The sequence below is a fragment of the uncultured Paraglaciecola sp. genome, from assembly GCF_913020055.1.
GTDB lineage: Bacteria > Pseudomonadota > Gammaproteobacteria > Enterobacterales > Alteromonadaceae > Paraglaciecola.
Genome location: NZ_CAJWCF010000054.1, coordinates 1 through 16,383, shown reverse-complemented (window position 1 = coordinate 16,383; position 16,383 = coordinate 1). Strand labels below are relative to the sequence as shown.

At 39.5% G+C, this 16,383-nt stretch carries 19 protein-coding genes; 9 read left to right on the top strand and 10 right to left on the bottom strand.

The window, feature by feature from the left end; all coding sequences use genetic code 11:
• Positions 1–189: 189 nt before the first annotated feature.
• From cysZ to QZ488_RS12725, 3 genes are all read left to right on the top strand, one after another.
• Positions 190–912, top strand: a complete 723-nt coding sequence (cysZ, locus tag QZ488_RS12735; RefSeq protein WP_293749245.1) for a sulfate transporter CysZ — start codon at positions 190–192, stop codon at positions 910–912.
• 184 nt (positions 913–1,096) lie between these two features.
• Positions 1,097–2,428: a diguanylate cyclase gene (locus QZ488_RS12730; protein WP_293749243.1), complete on the top strand. Its 1,332-nt coding sequence runs from the start codon at positions 1,097–1,099 to the stop codon at positions 2,426–2,428.
• A 106-nt stretch (positions 2,429–2,534) separates the two neighbouring features.
• A complete protein-coding gene (locus tag QZ488_RS12725; RefSeq protein WP_293749241.1) occupies positions 2,535–3,215 on the top strand; it encodes a hypothetical protein in 681 nt (226 codons plus the stop codon).
• Between the two features lie 81 nt (positions 3,216–3,296).
• Here QZ488_RS12725 and QZ488_RS12720 read toward each other — a convergent pair whose 3' ends face one another.
• Positions 3,297–3,590: a HigA family addiction module antitoxin gene (locus tag QZ488_RS12720; RefSeq protein WP_293749239.1), complete on the bottom strand. Its 294-nt coding sequence runs from the start codon at positions 3,588–3,590 to the stop codon at positions 3,297–3,299.
• A gap of 292 nt (positions 3,591–3,882) precedes the next feature.
• On the opposite strand from QZ488_RS12720, the gene QZ488_RS12715 reads away from it, so the two are divergent.
• Entirely contained in the window at positions 3,883–4,116 is a 234-nt protein-coding gene (locus tag QZ488_RS12715) for a hypothetical protein (RefSeq protein ID WP_293749237.1), read from the top strand.
• Between the two features lie 77 nt (positions 4,117–4,193).
• On the opposite strand, the gene QZ488_RS12710 is transcribed toward QZ488_RS12715, so the two are convergent.
• Entirely contained in the window at positions 4,194–4,691 is a 498-nt protein-coding gene (locus QZ488_RS12710) for a hypothetical protein (protein ID WP_293749235.1), read from the bottom strand.
• On the bottom strand, positions 4,688–5,752 hold the full coding sequence (locus QZ488_RS12705) for a 2-dehydropantoate 2-reductase (RefSeq protein WP_293749233.1): 1,065 nt from the start codon (positions 5,750–5,752) through the stop codon (positions 4,688–4,690). Before QZ488_RS12705 ends, QZ488_RS12710 begins: the two co-directional genes overlap by 4 nt.
• A 121-nt stretch (positions 5,753–5,873) precedes the next feature.
• Here QZ488_RS12705 and QZ488_RS12700 point away from each other — a divergent pair, with 121 nt between their 5' ends.
• Entirely contained in the window at positions 5,874–7,112 is a 1,239-nt protein-coding gene (locus QZ488_RS12700) for a GGDEF domain-containing protein (RefSeq protein WP_293749231.1), read from the top strand.
• 82 nt (positions 7,113–7,194) lie between these two features.
• Entirely contained in the window at positions 7,195–8,379 is a 1,185-nt protein-coding gene (locus QZ488_RS12695) for a glycosyltransferase family 4 protein (protein ID WP_293749278.1), read from the top strand.
• Positions 8,380–8,388: 9 nt separating this feature from the next.
• Here QZ488_RS12695 and QZ488_RS12690 read toward each other — a convergent pair whose 3' ends face one another.
• From QZ488_RS12690 to QZ488_RS12680, 3 genes are all read right to left on the bottom strand, one after another.
• The gene (locus QZ488_RS12690; protein ID WP_293749276.1) at positions 8,389–9,354 is read right to left on the bottom strand and encodes a purine nucleoside permease; all 966 of its coding nucleotides are present in this window, start codon (positions 9,352–9,354) and stop codon (positions 8,389–8,391) included.
• 73 nt (positions 9,355–9,427) lie between these two features.
• Positions 9,428–9,910, bottom strand: coding sequence for a thioredoxin family protein (locus tag QZ488_RS12685; RefSeq protein WP_293749229.1), 483 nt, complete (start codon positions 9,908–9,910; stop codon positions 9,428–9,430).
• A gap of 9 nt (positions 9,911–9,919) precedes the next feature.
• Positions 9,920–11,602 (bottom strand): SufS family cysteine desulfurase, encoded by a 1,683-nt coding sequence (locus QZ488_RS12680; protein ID WP_293749227.1) that lies wholly within the window; start codon positions 11,600–11,602, stop codon positions 9,920–9,922.
• A 636-nt stretch (positions 11,603–12,238) separates the two neighbouring features.
• Between QZ488_RS12680 and QZ488_RS12675 the strand changes: the two genes are divergently transcribed.
• The 3 genes from QZ488_RS12675 (at position 12,239) to QZ488_RS12665 (ending at position 14,853) form a co-directional block, all read left to right on the top strand.
• Complete coding sequence (locus tag QZ488_RS12675) at positions 12,239–13,075, top strand: tyrosine-type recombinase/integrase (RefSeq protein WP_293749225.1); 837 nt, start codon at positions 12,239–12,241, stop codon at positions 13,073–13,075.
• 1 nt (position 13,076) lies between these two features.
• Positions 13,077–14,192 carry an IS91 family transposase gene (locus tag QZ488_RS12670; RefSeq protein WP_293749223.1) on the top strand — a complete coding sequence of 372 codons (1,116 nt, stop codon included), beginning with the start codon at positions 13,077–13,079 and terminating at the stop codon, positions 14,190–14,192.
• A gap of 343 nt (positions 14,193–14,535) precedes the next feature.
• Positions 14,536–14,853, top strand: a complete 318-nt coding sequence (locus QZ488_RS12665; protein ID WP_293749221.1) for a hypothetical protein — start codon at positions 14,536–14,538, stop codon at positions 14,851–14,853.
• Between the two features lie 85 nt (positions 14,854–14,938).
• Here QZ488_RS12665 and QZ488_RS12660 read toward each other — a convergent pair whose 3' ends face one another.
• The 4 genes from QZ488_RS12660 to QZ488_RS12645 form a co-directional block, all read right to left on the bottom strand.
• Positions 14,939–15,211: a type II toxin-antitoxin system YafQ family toxin gene (locus tag QZ488_RS12660; protein ID WP_293749219.1), complete on the bottom strand. Its 273-nt coding sequence runs from the start codon at positions 15,209–15,211 to the stop codon at positions 14,939–14,941.
• Complete coding sequence (locus tag QZ488_RS12655; RefSeq protein ID WP_293749217.1) at positions 15,212–15,481, bottom strand: type II toxin-antitoxin system RelB/DinJ family antitoxin; 270 nt, start codon at positions 15,479–15,481, stop codon at positions 15,212–15,214.
• 139 nt (positions 15,482–15,620) lie between these two features.
• Entirely contained in the window at positions 15,621–15,881 is a 261-nt protein-coding gene (locus QZ488_RS12650) for a Txe/YoeB family addiction module toxin (RefSeq protein WP_293749215.1), read from the bottom strand.
• Complete coding sequence (locus tag QZ488_RS12645; RefSeq protein WP_293749213.1) at positions 15,878–16,129, bottom strand: type II toxin-antitoxin system prevent-host-death family antitoxin; 252 nt, start codon at positions 16,127–16,129, stop codon at positions 15,878–15,880. Before QZ488_RS12645 ends, QZ488_RS12650 begins: the two co-directional genes overlap by 4 nt.
• Positions 16,130–16,383 lie beyond the last annotated feature (254 nt).

The following is a 16,383-nucleotide window of genomic DNA, read 5'->3' as shown; positions in this document are numbered from 1 at the left end:
TGGAATGGTTCCGAAAATTGTTATTATTTTTTTAGTTCAGGCAGTGAATGTATCAAAAGTCATCAAGTGTAACAATTGACGTTTTGATCCGATCTATGAGTTACGTATAATAACAGACACTATTTTCAGAAAAATCGCTGCAATTCATCTTATTAGGATGGATAAATCAGCAAGCAGTACAGGTGTGATATGGACTATTTTTTCCAAGGCTTTAGTTTAATTAGAACCAAGGGACTCAAACGTTTTGTGTTTTTCCCTTTAGCAATCAATCTTATTTTATTTTCCACCGCTTTTTATTTTTTATTCGGCGAAATTAGCGCAAGTATTATTTGGGTAACCGACCTGATACCGGATTGGGAATGGCTTAGTTGGCTAAAAGACGGCTTGAGTTATATTATTTGGCCGATTGCTGTGATCACTATACTATTAGTCTTTGCACTAATATTTGGTACCTTGGCGAATTGGATTGCCGCACCTTTTAATGGTTTGCTAGCGGAGAAAGTCGAACAACACCTGACTGGCCAGCCTATGGACGATACTGGCTTGATGGATGTATTCAAAGACATCCCACGCACCCTAGGGCGGGAATTATCAAAGCTCACTTATTACTTGCCACGGGCAATAGGGTTTTTATTGTTATTTTTTATTCTGCCAGTTGTGGGTCAAGTATTATGGTTTATGTTCTCAGCTTGGATGATGGCCATTCAATACTGTGACTACCCTTGTGATAACCACAAAATATCATTTGCAGATATGAAGCGAATTTTGCAGGCTAACCGCTCTCAAAGTTTTAGCTTTGGCATTGCTGTCAGTGTGTTTTCACTTATCCCAATCGTTAATTTTTTAGTTATGCCAGTGGCAGTATGCGGAGCAACAGCGCTTTGGGTAGGAGAACTAAAAGAACGAGTTTAGAAAACAAAATTTAGTATCAGAGTGCAGGATATTTGATAGAGCTAATTCGGTAATTAACAAGTAAAGCATGTTGATTACTAAAGAGCCTTAGTCAAAGGCTCTAATTTTAAAAATACAAATTACTAGTGTTGTGTTGTATATTTTAATGATCATAAAAACGCCAACACAAATAAGTCATTAAGCTATGAATATTCTAAGTGCTTTTATTATAAACATTGCTTTATATTCCGTTTTTCCTCTTTACTTAACCACAGTAAAACCCAAATCCAGAGCAACCGCCTTTTACATATATATCAGCGTTGTATTAGTTTTAGGTAGTCTTCTTGGTAGTATTTATTCGTTTAAATTAACAGACAACATTATTATTTCCGGTGGAAGTATCGCTTTTGGTGCTTTTATGATGAGTATTACTATGCTGCTAATCATTGAACGTAATGTCAGTGTTTTAAGTAATATAATGAAACTAGTTTTGCTGGTAAATACACTTACTTATCTGAGTTTTAAACTTTACAGTTGGTTGCTTGATTCAGACCTAATCTTGAATCACCTTAATATTTCTACAAACATATTCCAGACGTCGTTATCAGTGTTATTGATTGGCGGAGGTTTAATATTTGTAGAGTTATTATTCTTACTGTTTTTGTTTATTCAAGTTCGTAAATTCATCTTCAACATTTCGTTTCTTTCTATTATTTATACTTGTGCATTTATTTTAATTCTATGTCTGGATGGTTTGTTGTTTCCGTTATTTGCCATTGGTTACGATGAAAATTTAGGCCATATTATAATCGGTAATGTAACGGGTAAATTGATTTTAGCCCTTAGCTATAGCTTACCTATGTTACTTTTCTATTGGCTATTTAAACGACATTTAGTGCGATTTTTGAAATCACCTATACAGCTTCAAAATTTGATGACTGCACCTAGGAAAAAACTACTTGAAGAATTACACAAATATGAAATGCAGGATCAAAAATTACGTCAAACCAACTTAGAATTATTACAACAGTCTACCCATGACTCGCTTACTTCATTAGCGAATAGAAGAAAGTTTGATCAGACTCTCAATATCGAATGGAAACGTTGTGAACGTTGTGAGAAACCATTAACGTTAGTCATTGGTGATATAGACTTTTTCAAGCAATATAATGACCACTATGGTCACCTAAAGGGTGATCATTGTCTTAAAGCTATAGCGATTCTTTGGGGCAATTGTTTTAGTCGACCTGCCGACTTGGCTGCTCGAATAGGTGGAGAAGAATTTGCAATGATACTGCCCGAAACATTTGCCGCTGCATGTGTTGATGAGATAACTCTGTTTTTAGAAAAGTTGAAAATTGAAAATATCCCCCATGAAAAATCTTCGGTAGCAAATTACGTTAGTTTAAGCATTGGCATTGCTAGTGTTATCCCAAATAAAAACGCCTCTGAAAATGACTTGATTGAATTAGCGGATAAGAATCTATATCAAGCTAAAGAACAAGGAAGAAACCGTATTATTTATTCAAATAACTAAAGTGTTTAGGTTATTGAAGATTGAAAAATCGATAGTTAATTTAAGTATTGATAAAATGGTCAGTCTTTATGCCTGTCTAAATATTAATTAATAAGAGGAAAAAGAATTGAAAGCTTGGACATGGATATTTTGTTTAATTGCATTTCCATCATTAAATGCTTTTTCGCAAACATCAAAACCATTCACAATAACCTATATTGAGTATCCGAATATTGAAGGGTACGCCAAACTTTTTGAAGAGATTTATACCGAGTTGGGTTTTGAAACAACTTTAATCCCTACCCCCTCTTTACGTGGGTTGCGGCTTCTTGATCAGGGTGTGGTAGATGCTGACGTCGTGAGGTTAGCCATTGCAGCAAAATACCACCCTAATATAATTGTTATACAACCAGAATTAAATCGAGCAAACCTAACATTATTTTGTATTAAAGGCGTACCTTGCACAAAAGACATTTTAACAAATAAAAACATCACTATATTAGCCTCTGATAGCGCGTTAAACCTATTTTCACCAGGTGAGTTTAAAGCACAACAAGCCTATACTTATATGGATTGGCGTATTCCCGAAATGCTAAAGGCCGATCGTTATAAATATGCCGTTTTCATAATCGATGATTTAATGCAGGAACAATTCAACGCTGATTTTCAAATAGTCAGAATCAAAAGTATTGCGATAAACCATTTTATCAATAAAAAACACCGGGCCTTAGTGCCTCAAATAGAAGAAAAATTACGCAAAAATCTACCGGTTTTTTTAAGCAATCGTGAGATGCAAAAAGCACTCTGAAGTTAACCAATGTTTTTGGGGTGGTAATAGATTTATTAATCACACATGAACGTTTACGTAAATTATATCCGCAGAAACTATTTACGATGACTCAAACGATACGGCATGTACATTACGTAAATTAACATGTTTCTTAGCGTGCCAAAGATCATAACTCGCTTGCATTGCCAGCCAAGTTTCTGGTGGACGGCCTAAAGCCTTAGATAACCTTAAAGCCATTTCAGGGGTAATACCACTCTGCCCCTTAAGAATACGGTTTAGAGTAGATGATGCCACATCTAGCTGTTTAGCCAAATATCGGCAACTATAATCACAAGGTTCAAGATAAGTAGCTTTAATAAACTCACCGGGGTGAGGAGGGTTATACATGTTCATTAATGGTAGTCCTCTTTTACCAATCAACATAAAAATTGGTACTAGTTCAGAGCTGTATACCTTGCTCTGATGTTTAAACTGGAGTGGCCATATTTGTCGAGCGTCTTAACTGGTTTTTAAGTATACAAAGTACAGTATAGCAGTAACCATAGCGTGAGGCGCAAAACGCATCAATCAGTCAATATTAGTTAGAAAATAGCATATTACCGCTACAAACCATTTTTAGGAGAGACAGGCTGTTAATAAGAGTAATAGTGAAGAGATACTTAAAAAAAGCTGGGAATTACATAGTTTGGTAGAAACGAGCTATCTTAATAATCCAGCGACTAAAGGCGATGGCGAATGGCCTGAAAAACAGCGTATTCTTTTAGCTGATATGGCCATTCATTTATTACAAACAGCCCTCAATCCTGGATGTATTGAAAATGATAAGTTAAAAAACAATCCGCATTCTATTTTAACTATTTCAGATCAGTTTTTACCTAACCTAGGATTGAAAAAAGCAACTGATAAACTCTACGAATAATGGATAAAGCAGACACGTTATCAACGTTACTGTGATTAGTTTTAAGAAGTGCGTAAAAGAATAAACCTAAACATGCCCTATCGCTTAAACGACGATTGTTCTCTGAGTAAGTTGCCCAACTCCTGAAGAAACATTTTTACACTATTACTTTTTGTTGCGCCAACATTACGCTTAGCCTTGCTGCTAATTTCAATCGTCTTTCTGGTAATGATGCCATTTCTACTCACGATAACATTGGCAGCCAATGTTATCGGCGAGCCAGTTGAATCTTTTTGCGTAGCAAGGTTGATAAAATCTATATGTATTTTGGTTTGAGCTGAAGGTAATACACGAACATCAGATCTTTTTAGTGACTGAATTAATGAGTCACTAAAGTTATCTTTATCTTTGTCTGAAAAAAACCGCGAATTATTAGCAACTGCTATTGATTCTGGGTAGTTCACTGAAGCGATTTGGATAATTCTTAAGCCAGGGAATTTACCCATATCAACTGTTTGTACGCTGCTATTTATGTCATTCAATGAACAGCTACTAAAAATGACGAGTGTAAAAATAACTACAATCCAATATTTCATTTTTGTGTAACCCAAGCCAAAAGAGTCTCTGCAGCTATAGGTGGTCTCTGCTCAACGGGAACGTCTGCTTCGCTACTTAGTTGCCTAATTAACAAACTGATTTTCTCATTGGCAGGACAAACAATGTTTAAACCCTTTGCATGTTTTAAAATAGCGCCGTTTATGTGCTCTATTTCGGTAGGTTTCCCCTGTGAAACATCCCACCACATGGATGAACGAACGTTGGGGTCAATTTCTAACATTTTATTTGCAAGACGAGTAAAAATAAAATTTGGTAGCCCCAAGACCTTCGGGATTAAATGAGCTGGCAAAGCTGTAATCTTAGGCAATTTCAAACCTAAACCATCCGTAACAACTAATAACTCCTGCATCAGTAAAGCAATGACTTTACGATATGCCCGTTGCTCCAACATCGCTTTTACTGGGATATCGGCTAAAGCATTAACACTGTTACCAAGGTTTAATTGCAACTTAGCCCATAACAACCCGTGCATATCGTTGGTGGTTTTAATAGGTAACAATTCCGAGTTCAGTTTTGCCAAGAGTGAATTAACCAATTCAAAGGTACTGTCGGTGTGTTCAATAGTCATATCGCCCTCGGAACCACGATGATAATGTCCTGGTGACAACTCAACCACATTAAAAGGCACCATTACTCGCAAAACTATATTATCTGGAAAAGCTTGTTTTACACCCGCGTCTGACCCTAAACCGTTCTGACAACATAAAATCACTGTGCCTTTATTTACCCATGGAGTGATGTCGACAATAGCCTGTTCAATACCCGTGCATTTAACGGTAAGCCACAAGAAGTCCGCCTGTTTAATGGGCAAGACTTCAGTCGATGGTGATTCACTACTGATGGCATCTACCTTTAAGGCTTTTGTTTGACGATCCTGATAATCAGTTAATTTAATACCCGATTTCAGTTTACTTTTGACGCTAGGCCGACATACTAAACCAGTTGAAAAGCCTAGTGTTGTGAGCACACCACCCAAATAACATCCGATTAATCCGGCTCCAAATACAATGTGTTGTTCCGATGGGCGAGTATCTGTCATGTAAAGTGCTAGCGCTTTGTTCAAATTTGTTTAAAACACATTATCACAAAGACTTATACCGCTGGGTATTTTCACTTACAATAGCTGTCCTTTTAAACCTTTTGTAAAGTGAGTCTTGTAGTTGATCACTAAGATATCGCCCGTATTATATCGTTTAACCAACTTTTGTTGGTTGTTCCTGCCCACATTATTGTTTTTTAGTGCTTTGTTTGGTGCCTATTTTTTCTACACCACGTTATTTCAAAGTTGGTTAGTTAATCTTTGGTGGATGAGTTATGCCAGTTTGACTATTGCGGGAATTATTGCTTGGCAGTTTGGTCGAAGCCGCTTAGTTTACGCCTGTTTGCTAATGATGTTGATAGCTGCTGATAAACAACTGGCATTAACAGCTGAACTATTAGACATCAGATACGCGGGTATTTTGTGTGGTTTTGTATTTTTGCTGTATAGCCGAGACAAAGGTTTCTCCGCTATTAATTTATGTTTCAGCATAGCTGTTTTACTGCTGTTATTTGTATTCAGTTGGATAGCCATTCCCCTTCTACAAATAGCCAGCCAAACATGGTTGAGTTCCCTAGACAGTTTGTTATTTCAACTATCCCCGGATATTCGTTCCCTCGTTACCCCTTTCAATAGCCTGTTGTTAATTATGGGATTAGTAATTGGCTTGGTAAGGCTACTATTCAGAACCGATAACACTCATAACGCTTTGTTTTTTGCTTTGCTGTTAAGTGCATTAATGCAGATATACCCTGATGCCGACTTTACTTTAATCAGCATGCTTAGCTTAGCCAGCTTGTTCTGCTATTCAGTACTTAAAGACAGCTTTACCATGGCTTTTAAAGATGAGCTGACAGGTATCCCCTCTAGGCGAGCATTAATGCAATATGTGCAAACCCTTGGACGTAAATATACTGTGGTGATGTCTGATATTGACCATTTCAAAAAGTTTAACGATACCTATGGCCATGATGTAGGTGACGAAGTATTAAAACTGGTGGCGAGTAAGCTAAATAAAGTAACTGGAGGCGGTAAAACATTTCGATTTGGCGGCGAAGAATTTATTATCGTTTTCCCTCGAAAATCGGCTATCGAAGTCACACCATTTGTTGAGGTAGTGCGCCAAACCATTGCAGATTATGACATTGCCCTTAGAGCCAAACCGCGTCCACCAAAACCAAAAAACCAATCAGCTAAAAAGCCGGCAAAAGAAAAGATAGTCAAAGTCACCACGAGTTTTGGAGTGGCCCATAGAACAAAAGAACACTCAGACTTTGCCAGCATAATGAAACAAGCTGACATAGCCTTATATGCAGCCAAAAAAGGCGGTAGGAACTGTGTGAAGGTCGCCAAGCAGTGAGGTTTTTCTGGTGAAAACTAACAAAGTATTGGTATTAGGTTATGTCTGGCCAGAGCCCAATTCATCGGCTGCTGGCAGCCACATGTTGAGCTTACTCACTTTGTTTGTACAGCAAGGTTGGCAGGTCACTTTTGCAAGCCCTGCTCAACAAGGCGAACACAAAGTAGATTTAACAAACCTAGGCATTACTGAGCAAGCAGTAGCGCTTAATCGCAGTAGCTTTGATGAATTCATTAGTGAACTGAATCCTAATGTAGTGATGTTCGATCGCTTTATGCTTGAAGAGCAGTTTGCTTGGCGAGTAGCTAAACATTGCCCTGATGCTTTACGAATATTAGATACCGAAGATTTACACTCACTTCGCCACGCTAGACATCAAGTCTTAAAACAAAACAGAGCGTTAACCCCTGCAGATTTGAATAGTGATTTAGCTAAACGTGAAATTGCATCCATTTTTCGCTGTGACTTAAGTTTGATAATTTCAGAATATGAATTGGAATTACTCAAAAACCATTACGCTGTACCCGAACATATCTTACTGCACTGCCCTTTTATGTTAGATCTACAAAACATGATTCCGTCAGATATTGGTTATGCAGACAGGCAACATTTCATCAGTATTGGTAACTTTCGTCATGAACCAAACTGGGACGCAGTGCTGTATTTGAAACAAACCATTTGGCCGTTGATACGTAAACAATTACCCAAAGTAGAATTACATATTTACGGTGCCTATCCGCCGCCCAAAGCCACGCAATTACATAATCCCAAGCAAGGCTTTTTAGTCAAAGGTTGGGCAGAAGATGCCAAAAACGTTATGCAACAAGCTAAAGTGTGTTTAGCGCCATTGCGTTTTGGTGCTGGTATCAAAGGTAAACTAACGGAAGCTATGCTTTGTGGCACACCGAACGTCACTACAAACATAGGTACTGAAGGTATGGACATGGGGCAAGATTGGCCTGGGCTGACAACAGATTTGAGTGTTTTTAATAGTGATCAAGAAGCGGCCATACATTTTGCTAATCACGCAGTAAAGCTTTATCAAGAAGACGAGTTATGGCAGCAAAAACAACGGCAAGGTTATGATCTTATCAGAGCCAATTTTGACAAAGAGACTATCCAAGCCAAGTTGCTTGTTTGTATTGCTGATATACAAAACAACCTAAACAATCATCGCACTAACAACTTTATTGGCCAGATGCTGCAACATCACCAGCTTAAAAGCACGCAGTATATGTCGCAGTGGATTGAGGCAAAAAATCGCTAGCTAATAGTGTTACTTGGGTGCTGGTACACCCTGCTGCCAAACCGCCCAGTTTTTCACGACATGATCTGTCACCTTTGCACCCACTAATACAATATTTTCAACTGTTTCGGCAAAGCCACCTGCGGTTTCACCGGGTGCGGGATCTAGGTGTGCTAGGGTCGTTTCATTTGGGTTGCCTTGGTCAAAATTGACTGATCCACGTAAACTCAAAATCCGTTGTGTGCCATGAGTTCGACTAATCACTTGAGTGATAGCTGCTGCTTCCATTTCAGTCGCCACGTAATCATCCGCGCCATATAACTCTGTGATGTATTGCGCTTCTTTCGACAGCCCTGGCCCATGAAAAAACGTATCACCTGTCATATGTGTGCCTGTTAGCACTTTAGGCAATCGCCTGGCAGTGGCTTGCGGGTAACGCATACGGTAGCTTTGCGCTTGTGGTGAATCTTTGAGAGTGACATCACTCGTCAATGCCATACTCCAGTTAACCAATAACGGGTTAAGTTGATAACGGCGAATGTTTTCGTATCCTTTGCGGGGCATAAAAGTCGCCGCTCCCAGCTCTCCTTCTTCAGGTGCCCAACGATGGCCTAAGTCGTAATCAATTAACCAACTGCCCCAACTGACATCCCCAATAGTTCCTTGTGAAGGTGGTGTGCCAGCCACACCGCTTAGAATGAAATAACTGCTGGAAAAATCAAATTTGTTGTTAAGTAAAATGGCCTGCATAGAAGCGGATGACGCCACTTTGCCCATTCCTAACACAGCGCCGCATACACCATTGTTATTACAGTAAATTGGCTTAAGCGCACCTTTGACCGTAATTGACCGACTGTCTTTAAAATACCTTTGGTACCAATGCTGAAACTCACCCGCTTTATCACCTGAATTTGCGCCTATTTCAAACATGGCGGCGATAAATACTTTGACCAGCACCGGCTTAGTGCTGGCAGTGGTTTGGCTACTAAAGGTCATGACGAAAAGTATTACCCACGCTAATAAATTATAAATTTTCACAAATATTCCTAATAAAAGTTAAAACAAAACACTAGAGACTTGCATTAACAACCTTGGCCAATGTCGCCATAAAAGGTAAGGGTTGATAACTAACTGGTAACTGTACTAGTTTTTCACCGTCTGCATTTAGTACTAATAAAGTCGGAAAACCAGTGACTTGATAGTGTTGCATAAAGGTCTGCCCCGCTGCTGAATCGTATTCTATTCGGGCGTACACAAAATGTTGATTAATCCGCGTTTTAACTTGTTGGTCAGAGAACACTTGTTGGTCTAATTTACGACAGGATGGGCACCAAATAGCAGACATATCAGCTAATACTAATTTGTTTGAACCTTTCGCTAGCGCCAATGCTTGCTCTAAAGAACGTATCTCTAATCCAGTTTTATCTATGGCTTGTTGCCCTAAGTAACTCTGCACTGTTTTATTGCCGTAATAACCCAACACTGACAACAGTATAATGAGCACAACCACAGATAGGATTTTGCTAAGTGACAAAGGTTTTTGCTGACTCATTATTGCTATCTACCCTTGTTGATCTGACGAGTGAAGGCGGCAGAATTCAAATATTTTGTCGACTACCGCAGATAACCCGTTACCTCTAGACTGGCTTAGGTGTTTACCTAAATGTAATGTGTCTAGGTAATCAGCCAAATTAAAGGTTAATACTTGATCAGGTGTTTTACCTGACAAGGCTTCGAATATCACAGCTAATAAACCACGTACAATTTTACTTGCTGAATCACCTGCAATCATTAACTTATTGTCTTGAATAAGACAGCGTATCCAAACTTGGCTTTCACAGCCATGTACTGCGCTGTTATCCGTTTTAAATTGGTCTTGCAGCCTGTCTAAACCTTTACCCGCTAACATCAGTTGCCTGTAGGTTTGATCCCAGCTTTTTGCTTGTTTAATTGACAGAGCAAGCGGCGCCGATATGGTTTGCTCATCTAAGTATAAATTAGGGTTAACTTCTACTTCAGTGGCAGGCTCAGTTAACAAACTAATACATTCAATAAGCGCTGCAGCAAAAGTTTCAATGTCAGAATGGTTATTGTACACAGCCAAAGACACCCTAATGGTGCCATCAATTCCTAGTGCATGCATTAACGGCATAGCGCAGTGATGCCCTACCCTGACGGCAATATTGTGTTTATCTAACAACACAGCCAAGTCGTAATGACTCACGCCTTGTACCGTAAATGATTGCACACAAATGCTGTTAACCCTGTCACCCCACAACTTAACTTGCGGGATAGCTGACAAGGTCCCAAGCAATTGCTGATACAAGTCATGTTCGTGCTCAAACATGGCCGTTCTATTTTGTTGAATAAACTCAGCGGCCACTGCTATTCCCAACACACCCGCGATGTTTGGCGTGCCGGCTTCAAATTTTAACGGTGGTGGTTGAAAGGTTGTGCCTGCGAAACTGACTTTTTCAATCATCTCACCACCTAACTGATAAGGCGGTAATTGTTCAAGCAAAGCGTATTTACCGTATAAAACCCCAATGCCCGTTGGGCCAAACATTTTATGCCCGCTAAACACATAAAAATCGCAATCCAGCTGTTGCACATTCACCGCTAGGTGGCTGACGGCTTGAGTACCGTCTATTAGCGTTAACGCACGCACTTTTTTAGCTTTGTTAATAATCTCTAAAATTGGATTGATATTACCCAACGCATTAGACACATGCCCTACTGCAACCAAAGCAGTTGTAGAATCAATCAATGCTAATGATTCTTCTAGTTTCAGCACACCAGCAGCGTCAACCGGCATCACCTTAAGTAGCAGCTCATGTGTTTCTGCAATTTGCTGCCAAGGCACAATATTAGAGTGATGCTCAAGTGCAGAGATCAGAATACTGTCGCCGGATTTAAAGTGACTTTTAGCCAGTCCACTGGCCACAAGATTAATGCTTTCAGTGGCGCCTTTGGTCCACACAATTTCTTTGTGGCTGTTAGCGCCGATAAAGTGCTGAATAGTTGTGCGTGACTGTTCAAACTGCTCAGTCACACTGGCCGCTAACTGATGACTAGAGCGATGCACATTCGCTGTGCGCTCTTGATAGTACTGCTGGGTAACGTCGATAACCGACTGTAATTTTTGACTGGTAGCCGCGCTATCCAAATACACACTAGTGCGTGTGTTTGGACTGGCAAAGAAGGGAAAGTACTGACGTAAAATATTGCTTGATTTTGATTGCATTGATGATTTTATAAAACAATTTAATTTCTGCTGGTGATTGTTGTCAATCAACAGCAGATTAGCAAGGTATTTAAAATAGATTGGGTAATCTAATTAGTTCTTAATAAGCCCCACATATTTAAAAAGTAGTCGACTGACTTAAATAGGCGAAAAACAGATCATCGGGTGAACAAATCTAAATAACAGAATTATTGTAGAGTAAGGCCGTCAATCAAATGTACCGTCAATAAACACAGGTATAATGAAAATAATAAAGTAAAACGCGCTTTGCTTCCTACTATGTAAATTCTGTAGGTCTCGCTTTGTTGTTAGAAAAAAAGGTAAGTTACTCATTTAACTATGGAAAATATTTTTCACATAGTTTTTAATAGGAAGCATTAAAGTCGCGTTAAATTCTGGCTCCTTTTGTTTTTTGAACTTTCCGTTTTTTTGCGGAATCAGAAGTATAAAATACGTAATTAGATCAAAAGGTAAGCACTAAAAATAATGATAATAAAATACAATTCGAGCAGTTACATATACGACATACTCGATAATAAGCGTTGAACTAAGCCGCGTTGCGGAGCCTCCCCCCCCTTAAAATATGAACCACACTTATCGATGGGAATTGTCCCCCTTAATCGAAGGAGATAAGTGATGAACATCTTATTGCAACAACTCAGTGATGAAATTAATGCCAGAGGCTATTCGCAAAAGACCCTTTGCGCCTATTTGGCTGCGAATGATCATTTAATTCGCTATTTTGACCAACCCATTACCGCCATATCTGATGAAGCCCTTAGTGCCTATTTCAGACATCTCTCGTTAGACAAGAAACTATCAAGGGCAACCATCGCCTTAAAACTTAATGCAATCCATTTTCTATATGCCAATGTGCTGCACCGTGAGTTTGCCATCAAAGTAGGCTGGCCGAAGAAACAATACAAGATACCGGAGTTACTTTCGCGAGCGGAAGTACAGAGCATTATCCAACACTGCACACCAGAAAAATACCGTGTGATGTTATCCGTACTTTACGGTTGTGGGCTTCGCATTAGTGAGCTTTTGAATCTAAAAGTGCAAGATATTGATGGGGAACGCCGCACGTTTAAGATCAGGCAAGGGAAAGGTAACAAAGATCGCTTTGTGGTCATTCCCCCTTCGCTGATCCAGCAGTTAAGGCGCTATTGGTGTCATGCTCATCCTAGAGACTGGTTGTTTCCGACCAGCTTTCGAGGGAATTACCCTATAGGCGCTTCGTCACTTAGAAAGAAACTAAAAGCTACCCTACAGATCGCGGGAATTGACAAACGATGCAGCCCACACAGCTTCCGACATGCTTACGCTACCCATCAATTAGAAGCGGGGATGCCATTGCATCAATTACAGCATCAACTCGGACACAACGATGTACGCACGACATCAAGGTATTTACATTGGTTACCCGAACTCTCCAATCAAGGGCGCGACCTCTTAGCTGGATGGGAGGTGTGAAATGGTTAAGCGATATCATGTGTCGGATATACTGGCGCAGTTTCTGCCAGCGTATAGACAGCAGCATGCCTTAAGTTATCAACAAGCAAAGAGCTGCCAACATATTATGGACTGTCGCACCGCCAAACTAGGCACCCAACAATGGCAGTGTAATCGTTGCGATTATGAACAAATACATTATTGCTCTTGTCGGGATCGTCACTGCCCCCGATGCCAAGGGCAAAAAACGCAGCAATGGGTAGAGGATCAGAAAGCCCAAGTGATTAACACGCGGTATTTTCACTTAGTGTTCACCTTGCCCCATGAATTAAATGTCATCACCCATTATGCACAATCTGAGCTGTACAGTGCACTGTTTGAGGCTGTTTCAAAGACGTTAGATAAGTTTGCCCATAACCGTAAACGCCTTAAGGGCCAATTAGGGATAACGATGGTGTTACATACGTGGGGGCAAACTTTAAGCCAGCATATTCATATGCATTGTCTGGTGCCAGGAGGCGTATTAGATGCGGCTAACCATTGGCAGTCAGTGAAAACCGATTACCTGTTTCCGGTGAAAGCCTTGTCACGTGTGTTTAAAGCAAAAATGTTTGAGGCATTAAGGTCGCGTAAGGTCAGTATTCCAGACGCGGATAAGCTGATGTCTATGCCTTGGTGCGTGTACAGCAAGGCATGTCTAACCAAGCCCGAAACGGTCATTAAGTATTTATCCCGTTATACGCAAAAAGGGATGCTCAGTGAGACCCGCTTGCGCAGTGTTGATGAGCAAAGCGTCACGTTTTATTACAGAGACTATCGGCAACTTAAAGGACTGAAGACGATGACGTTAAGTGGGATTGAGTTTGTTCGGCGTTATCTAAGCCATATCCTGCCCAAGGGGTTTATGCGAGTAAGGCACTATGGGTTTTTATCCAATTGTTGTCGGGGCAAGAAACTCACACTCATTCAGGAACAAACACAGGGTGACACACCAAATAAAAAGGACTCACCACCCGAACCTTGTAGCCATCATTGGGCATGCCCTAAATGTAAACAAGGGGAATTATTGTTGGTGGGATTGAATGCATTACCGGCTCATCTACACAACACAGGAGAGGTCTATCGTTTAACCGGCTGATTCAATTTAACAGAGCACATGATGGCTGATTTAATACCGAAAATGTTATTCGGTGGATGACTTGTTGTCTGAATTGCCAGTTGGCTATAATACAGATTAAAAAGGGCCCACAATCGACGTGAGAAATAGAAAATAATGAATAAAAAAACAGGTGATCGTAAACATTTTCCACAAATTAGTCGCTCACCTCACCTTTGCAAAAATTACAAATTCCTATAGCATAAATCAAACCAACAATTAGAGACGCGGTATACAACCCGTTCAACACAGGTTTATACGGCAAAAGCACGCCGTACAAACACTAAAGCGTTAGGTATTTTCTTGAATATGGAGAGTTTTTAAAATGGAAAATCGATACCAGCCTTCCGGTTGGGCTTTAAGTATCTATGGTGTATTTAATGTACTTGGTCTTATTTTGTCATACGCTTATGTGATTAAATTTTTCACCTCACTATCAGGCATATCACTGCTTGCACTTATTTTTGTTAACTTACTTATTGCTATAGGCTTTTTGGCATTTTTGTGTGGTATATATTTGCTTAAAAATAATGATGCGGTGCATAAATTTGCGTTACCCGTTTCTGTTGTAATATTGCTTAGTTTTCCAACGGGTACTTTGGCTGGGGCGTTATATTTGTGGCAACGAAATCAAAATACCTAACAAAACAATAAACAACATTCGCTTCACTCACTGGGAAATAACCTCGCTATCGCTCAGTTTTTCCCGTTATTGTAGGCGTTAGGTGCTACCGGAATAGTTCACTGTGGGAGCCTATTCTAGCTAATTTAAGAGTCTCACTTTCAATTTTAAAAATTAAAACTAAGTCAGGTTTTACGTGACAATCACGATAGTTTGACCAATTTCCAGTCAGCGCATGATCAACGTATTTTTTTGCTAATGATTTACCTTGTTGCAGAGTCGTAATAACGTGACCAACTTCAATCACATCAGGTATTGATAGCTTAGTTATTTTCTTAAAGTCCTTCTTGAATTGGGTCGAATATTCTAATTTATACATTTAAGTATTATTGGCTCCCAACTCTTTAAATAGTTGTTCGACGTCGTTGACGATTTTACCACTTCCACTTTCTAGCTCTTGTATAGCTTCGAGTGTTTTAGAGTTAGGAGTTTTCGAACGCAACTCAAATGGTATACCACCATAATTAATTACAGCTTTAGCAAACAATTTTATTGCCTGCGACGGGCTTAAGCCAACCTCATCACAAACATGTGTAAAAGCCAATTTGGTATCATGATCAATGCGTGTACTTAACATTTCTGTTTTCATTTGGCATCCTTTGTTATACATAGTAATACAATCATAACAAATTGCACCTAACAAGCAAATCAACAAAGACTAAAAATGTTTGGCTCGGCTCACTTCGTTCGCTAGTATAGCCAAACGTTTTTAGCCTGTTATTTGGGCGTTATGTGCCGTAGTGGTAGCGCAGTTGAGCAATTAGAATTGTATCATCTTGCTGTTTGTATACGATGCGATGTTCATCATTAATTCGACGAGACCAATACCCTGATAACCCGTGTTTTAAAGGTTCAGGTTTTCCAATACCCTCATTTGGTGTTCTTTGGATATCTTTAATTAGCAAATTGATTCGTTTAAGTATTTTTTTGTCTGCTGTCTGCCAGTATAGATATTGTTCCCATGCCTTAGTTGAAAAGGTAAGTTTCACTCGATAAGCTCTCTTTGGGTTCCATTGCCTGCTTCAAGTTCGGCAATAGAGTCAAGCAAGCTTCTAGCATTAGCTGGAGATCTGAGTAGATATGTGGTTTCTTGCATTGCGTTATAGTCTTCTAGAGACATCATCACAACAGGAGCTTCACTTTTACGAGTTATAATAACAGGCGCATGGTCATTACAAACATGCGCCATTGTGTTTGCTAAATTTGCTCTAGCTGCTGTATAGCTTATTGCATCCATATTGGACTCCAAAGTATTCATGTACGTTTATTTGTACAGTATAGCGTGATGGCACATAACAATCCAATTAATCTGACCTCAACTCGCTGCGCTCTTTTCGTCGGCTTATTGGGGCGTTAGTTTGATTAAGGAAGATCGTATGAAATATATAACATTTTTATTATCACAAAATAAATAAGACATATATGGACGCTCCCGATATGTCAACGCAATACCTGTCTCTTCTTGCTGATTTCAGCACGAATTACGTTCTT

What these genes read in the sequence shown, in the direction of transcription:
- QZ488_RS12685 (WP_293749229.1), bottom strand. Translation starts at nt 9,910, where the DNA reads ATGAGTCAGCAAAAACCTTTGTCACTTAGCAAAATCCTATCTGTGGTT.
- QZ488_RS12720 (WP_293749239.1), bottom strand. Translation starts at nt 3,590, where the DNA reads ATGAACATGTATAACCCTCCTCACCCCGGTGAGTTTATTAAAGCTACT.
- QZ488_RS12655 (WP_293749217.1), bottom strand. Translation starts at nt 15,481, where the DNA reads ATGAAAACAGAAATGTTAAGTACACGCATTGATCATGATACCAAATTG.
- QZ488_RS12705 (WP_293749233.1), bottom strand. Translation starts at nt 5,752, where the DNA reads ATGACAGATACTCGCCCATCGGAACAACACATTGTATTTGGAGCCGGA.
- QZ488_RS12675 (WP_293749225.1), top strand. Translation starts at nt 12,239, where the DNA reads ATGAACATCTTATTGCAACAACTCAGTGATGAAATTAATGCCAGAGGC.
- QZ488_RS12695 (WP_293749278.1), top strand. Translation starts at nt 7,195, where the DNA reads ATGTTGAGCTTACTCACTTTGTTTGTACAGCAAGGTTGGCAGGTCACT.
- QZ488_RS12730 (WP_293749243.1), top strand. Translation starts at nt 1,097, where the DNA reads ATGAATATTCTAAGTGCTTTTATTATAAACATTGCTTTATATTCCGTT.
- QZ488_RS12710 (WP_293749235.1), bottom strand. Translation starts at nt 4,691, where the DNA reads ATGAAATATTGGATTGTAGTTATTTTTACACTCGTCATTTTTAGTAGC.
- cysZ (WP_293749245.1), top strand. Translation starts at nt 190, where the DNA reads ATGGACTATTTTTTCCAAGGCTTTAGTTTAATTAGAACCAAGGGACTC.
- QZ488_RS12690 (WP_293749276.1), bottom strand. Translation starts at nt 9,354, where the DNA reads ATGACCTTTAGTAGCCAAACCACTGCCAGCACTAAGCCGGTGCTGGTC.
- QZ488_RS12660 (WP_293749219.1), bottom strand. Translation starts at nt 15,211, where the DNA reads ATGTATAAATTAGAATATTCGACCCAATTCAAGAAGGACTTTAAGAAA.
- QZ488_RS12665 (WP_293749221.1), top strand. Translation starts at nt 14,536, where the DNA reads ATGGAAAATCGATACCAGCCTTCCGGTTGGGCTTTAAGTATCTATGGT.
- QZ488_RS12680 (WP_293749227.1), bottom strand. Translation starts at nt 11,602, where the DNA reads ATGCAATCAAAATCAAGCAATATTTTACGTCAGTACTTTCCCTTCTTT.
- QZ488_RS12645 (WP_293749213.1), bottom strand. Translation starts at nt 16,129, where the DNA reads ATGGATGCAATAAGCTATACAGCAGCTAGAGCAAATTTAGCAAACACA.
- QZ488_RS12670 (WP_293749223.1), top strand. Translation starts at nt 13,077, where the DNA reads ATGGTTAAGCGATATCATGTGTCGGATATACTGGCGCAGTTTCTGCCA.